This is a genomic window from Rubrivirga marina, assembly GCF_002283365.1.
GTDB lineage: Bacteria > Bacteroidota > Rhodothermia > Rhodothermales > Rubricoccaceae > Rubrivirga > Rubrivirga marina.
In genome coordinates, this window is record NZ_MQWD01000001.1 from 1,885,806 (window position 1) to 1,890,589 (window position 4,784).

Annotated in this window: 4 protein-coding genes; 3 read left to right on the top strand and 1 reads right to left on the bottom strand. The window is 75.8% G+C overall.

Features of this window, described 5'->3' with window-relative positions:
• The first annotated feature begins 514 nt into the window (after positions 1–514).
• Positions 515–1,594 (top strand): adenylate/guanylate cyclase domain-containing protein, encoded by a 1,080-nt coding sequence (locus BSZ37_RS07785; protein WP_143537590.1) that lies wholly within the window; start codon positions 515–517, stop codon positions 1,592–1,594.
• An 18-nt stretch (positions 1,595–1,612) separates the two neighbouring features.
• Positions 1,613–2,146: a DUF421 domain-containing protein gene (locus tag BSZ37_RS07790; RefSeq protein ID WP_095510010.1), complete on the top strand. Its 534-nt coding sequence runs from the start codon at positions 1,613–1,615 to the stop codon at positions 2,144–2,146.
• 189 nt (positions 2,147–2,335) lie between these two features.
• Here the strand turns inward: BSZ37_RS07790 and BSZ37_RS07795 are convergent, their stop codons facing one another.
• A complete protein-coding gene (locus BSZ37_RS07795; protein WP_095510011.1) occupies positions 2,336–2,710 on the bottom strand; it encodes a helix-turn-helix domain-containing protein in 375 nt (124 codons plus the stop codon).
• An 859-nt stretch (positions 2,711–3,569) separates the two neighbouring features.
• Here BSZ37_RS07795 and BSZ37_RS21945 point away from each other — a divergent pair.
• A partial coding sequence (locus tag BSZ37_RS21945) for a TolC family protein (protein ID WP_095510013.1) occupies positions 3,570–4,784 on the top strand: 1,215 nt, incomplete at its 3' end.

Below are 4,784 nucleotides of genomic sequence, written 5' to 3' on the forward strand. Positions count from 1 at the left end.
GGGGCTTTCTCAGACAAACGCGCCGACCCCAGACCCGTTACCGGGGCTCTATGGAGGCGCGGTCCGTCGCTCTCGTGTAACGCGCGAGCCCCGATCCCTCCGTGAACGCGGCGTGCATCCCGTCGAACCTGTGCGCCCTTTAAGGCGGGCCGGGGACAAAGCGGCCGGTCCTCGACGCATCCCGTCCCGCATGACCCCGCCCCGGTCCCCGCCCCGCGGGCCGGCGGCCTTCCTCGCGTTGCCTCCGCGGGGCGCCTCGCCCCCGGCACTCCCCGAGGGCGAGCGCGTTCTGGACGGCGCCCCACCCAACGCCGCTCCCACCTCCCGCTCGTTCCCCAGGGCCCGCGCCGCCCGGGGCGGCGAGCATCCCACGACGCCCCCGGTGATGGCGATCTCGCGCCCCCTCGCCCATCGGCCACGACCCCGGACCGCCCCTCCGATCCCGCCTCCCGCCGGCTACGCCCGGTGGCGGGGCCGCCTCCGAACGGCCTGGGGCCGGTACCTCAGCCACGCCGTGTTCCTCGTCGGGGCCTGGGCGGCAGCGGCCTTCGTGGCCGCCCGCGTCGTCGGGCTCGAGCCGCCCCCCGGCGGCGACGACGTCCCGGTCTGGGCGTTCCTCCGCCGCTCGCTCCTCGTCGGGGTCCTCGTCGGCGTCCCCTCGGCCATCCTCGAGCTCCGGGCGCTCCCGCGGCTGGCCCGTAGGCTCCCCTTCGGGGCCACGCTCGCCGCTCGGACGGCGGTCTACGCCGCCGTCGTGACGGGCGCCCTCCTGCTCTCGGCCGAGTGGGCGGCCGCCGACGAGGGCGGGCTCGCCGCGCTCTACGAGCGGGGCGCGCTCGGCCCGTTCCTCCGGTCGAGCCGGTTCGGCGCGCTCGTCGCCGTCCTCACCGTGGGCTCGTTCCTCGTCGGCCTGGCCGTCCAGGTCCGACGCGTGCTCGGGCCGGGGCTCGTGCTCGACCTCGCGCTCGGGCGGTACCTCCGCCCCGCCTGGGAGGACCGGCTCTTCCTGTTCCTCGACCTCGACGGCTCGACGGCGCTGGCCCGCAGACTCGGGCCGCTCGCCTTCACGGACCTCAAGAACGACGTGTTCTTCGACCTCGCCGAGCCCGTCCTCGCCACCGGCGGCCGCGTGGCGGAGTACGTCGGCGACGAGGTGGTCGTGACGTGGCCGTGGGCCCCGGGCATCCGCACCGCCGCCCCACTCCGGTGCTTCTTCCTCGTCGAGGACCGGCTGGCCGCCCGCGCCGGCGCCTACCAGGCCCGGTACGGCGTGGCCCCGACGCTGAAGGGCGCCTGCCACGGCGGGCGCGTCGTGACGGCCGAGGTCGGCGACGTCAAGCGCGAGCTCGCCCACTCGGGCGACGTCGTCAACACGGCGGCCCGGATCGAGGGGCTCTGCCATGCCCTCGGGGCCCGGCTCCTGGTCTCGGCCGAGGTCGTCGGAGCCGTGGACGTCCCCCCCGGCCTCTGGGCCGTCGACCGGGGCACCCACGCCGTCCGGGGGCGCGATGAGCCCGTCCACGTCTACGCCGTCGAACGGGCCCCCTCCCCCCCCACGGCGGGGGCGGGGGTGTCCGCCTCGGCCCTCCGCTGAGCCCCCCACACCCACCCCATGGACTCCTCCTGGTTCTTCTCCGGCTGGGACGCCGTCGCCCGCGTGGCGGTCTGCGCCCCCGTCGTCTACGCCCTCGTCATCGCCGCCGTCCGCGTGAGCGGGAAGCGGGCCACGTCGCAGATGAACAACTTCGACTGGATCGTCACCGTCGCCATCGGCTCCATCGTCGGCTCGGCCGTCGTGCTCGAGTCCGTCCCCCTCGCCTCCGCCCTCGTCGCCATCGGGATGCTCCTCGGCCTCCAGTTCGCCGTCACGGCCTCCTCCGCGCGGTGGGCGGGCGTCCGGCGGGCCGTCCAGGCGGCCCCCACCGTCCTCCTGTACCGCGGCGCGTTCCAGGACGCGGCCCTCCGCACGGAGCGGGTCACCCGGCAGGAGGTGATGGCGGCGATCCGCGAGGCCGGCCTCCCCGGCCCCGACGCCGTCCACGCCGTCGTCCTCGAGACCGACGCCTCGATGAGCGTGCTCCCCGCCTCCGAGGACGGCGCCGACTTCGCGTGCCTCGAAGGCCTCGGCCCAGCCATCCGCAGTTGACCCGCCCCGGCACCCGCGCCACCTTCCCCGCCCCCCCTCGCATCGCGAGATACCTGCGCACCACCCGGAGGACGCCGCGCCCACCGCGCCCGCCCCCGGCCTCCAATGCAGAACAGCCGGCTCCCTCGGCGCCACGGACTTCCGGGGTACGCGGGCGTTCGGACCCGCATCCGCGAGGACGGGTAGCGCCTACCCGCCGGACCCCTCGCGGTCCGGGAAGAGCCCGACCCACTCGTTGATCTCTCCCAACCGGAAGAGGGGGCGCCGGCCCGGCCGGTAGCACGGGAGGCCGAGGTCCTTGACGTACGCCATCACCGTCTCTGCGGAGACCCCGCCGAGGACCTCGCCGGCCTCGTGGGCCGTGAGGAGCCCCTTCGCAGCGAAGAGGCTTTCGCGGAGCGCGCGAACCTCCGCCGCGTGGGACTCGATCACGGCCGACACCGCCTCGGCGACGGCGGCCCGAATGAAGGAGTCGAGCGCGTCGGGGTCGGCCAGGACCAGGCTGCCAAGGCTGGTCGTGGGCTGGCGAAGGGCGCCGAGAGGAGGGGATGCCGATGGACTCATGGACCCAAGATCGGATGAGACGGCGCCCCCGGCCGTCCCCCGAGGGGGATTCTGCCCCTCGGAGACCACGGCCACCAGTCAGAACCACGGTCCCCTGAGAGGCGCCGCTCGCGCCGTCGTCTGCGGGCCCCTACTTGGAGCACGGGGGCGTGGGGCACCGGGCATTCGCCGGCTGCGGCGTCAACCTCTACGAGAGGGGGGGCAGACATGGGGAACGGTGGGTCCCCGGGCAACCGCATCGGCGACGCCCCGCTACAGGACTCCTGCAGCGGGGGCGGATTCAGCAGGAGCGCGACGGCTGCGTAGGCCTCATGAACGGAGCATGCATCTCGCGAAACCTTTGCGCCATTTAAGGTGAGCCCGGGACTGACACGCCGATACTCGCGTACCTCCCCTCGCATGTCCCGCCTCGCGCCCTTGCCCTCCGGCCTGGCAGCCCTACTCGCTGCCCTGGTCCTCGTCTGCGCTGCCGGCCCCACGGCGGCCGCGGTCGTGGGTGCGCTCGGCTCGGGGGGGCACTGCGAGCGCGCGGACCAAGCGGCTCCAGACGAGCCCCCGGCCGATGTCGCCTCGTGCTGCCTAGACGCTCCTGACCGACGCGCAGGTACGGCCATCCCTACGCCACTGCTCGCCGAGGCGAACGTCGTCCTCACCGCGCGGACGCCCCCCGTCGCCACGCTCGAGAACGCGCCCTCGGCGTGGGACACCGGGCCGCCGCGGGGCCCCCGCCTCCACCTCGCCCTCTCGGTCCTCCTGGTCTGAGCCGACAGCCCGCGCCTCTGGCGCTTGGCGCTCCCGCGCCCGACGTGCCGTCCCCCGGCGCCACGTCCCTCCCGCTGTCCGTCGTCCGTCTCAGACCATGTCCCCCCTCGCCGCAGCGCGCCCGGCGCTGCTCGCCCTCCTGGCCCTCGTCGGCGCCCGGGCGCACGCCCAGGCGCCCGACACCCTCCGCCTGGGCGCCGTCCTCGACGCGCTCTACGCCGAGAACCCTGCGCTCCGGGCCGCCCGCCTCGACGCCCGTGCCCTCGCGCGCCGCGGCGACCAGGTCGCCACGCTCCCCGACCCGACGGCGTCCGTCATGGTCGCGCCGTACCCGATCCTGACCGCGCGGGGCACGCAGCGGAGCCAGTGGCGAGTCGAGCAGATGATCCCGTGGCCGGGCACCCTCGGCCTCCGCCGCGACGCCGCCGACGCCCAGGCCGAGGCCGCCCGCCTCGGCGCCGACGCGACCGCCCTCGACCTCGCCCGGCAGGCCACACGCGCTTACGCCGACCTCGTGCGCACGCAGGAGGCCGCGTCGATCGTGCGCGCCTTTCAGGCGCGGCTCGACGCCTTCGCCGAGGCCGCCGCCGTCCGCTACGAGGTGGGGCGGGGGCCGCAGGGCGCCATCCTCCAGGTCCAACTCGAACGCCAGCGGCTCGAGGAGCAGCTCATCGCCCTCGACCGCGAGCGGGACGCCGCCGTCCTGACGCTCGCCCGCGTGATCGACCGGCCCGGCCTCGCGCTCTCCGGCCCCGTCGTCGCCGTCGCCCCTGCGCTGCCCCAGGCGGACGACCTCGCGACGACCGCCGTCCAGACCCGCCCCGAGGTCGCGCGCGCTCAGGCGCAGATCGACGCCGCACAGGCCGACGTGGCCCTCGCCCAAAAGGCCTTCTACCCCGACCTCGGGGTCGGCATCGTCTACACCGACGTCGCCGCGGCCGACATGCCGCCGACCGCGACGGGCCGCGACGCCCTTGGGCTCATGGCCTCCGTCCGCGTCCCGCTCGACCGGACATCCCGCCGCGCCGGGCTCGACGAGGCCCGCCTCCGCGAGGAGGCCGCCCGCGCTCGCCTCGACGCCGCCCGAACCGCCGTCCAGGCGGACGTCGCCGACGCCCTCTCCGACGCCCGCCGCGCCGCCGAGGCCGTCGCCCTCTACGAACAAACCCTCGTGCCCCAGGCCGAGACGACCGTCGAGAGCGCGCTCGCCGGCTACACGACGGGCGCCCTCGACTTTCTTGCCTTTCTCGACGCCGAGCGCGCCCGCTTCCAGGTCGCCCTCGGCCTCGTCGACGCCCGCGCCCGCCTCCTC

Bases quoted from the DNA above. Each gene is read 5' to 3' on its own strand.
- BSZ37_RS07795 (WP_095510011.1), bottom strand. From the start codon at position 2,710: ATGAGTCCATCGGCATCCCCTCCTCTCGGCGCCCTTCGCCAGCCCACG.
- BSZ37_RS07790 (WP_095510010.1), top strand. From the start codon at position 1,613: ATGGACTCCTCCTGGTTCTTCTCCGGCTGGGACGCCGTCGCCCGCGTG.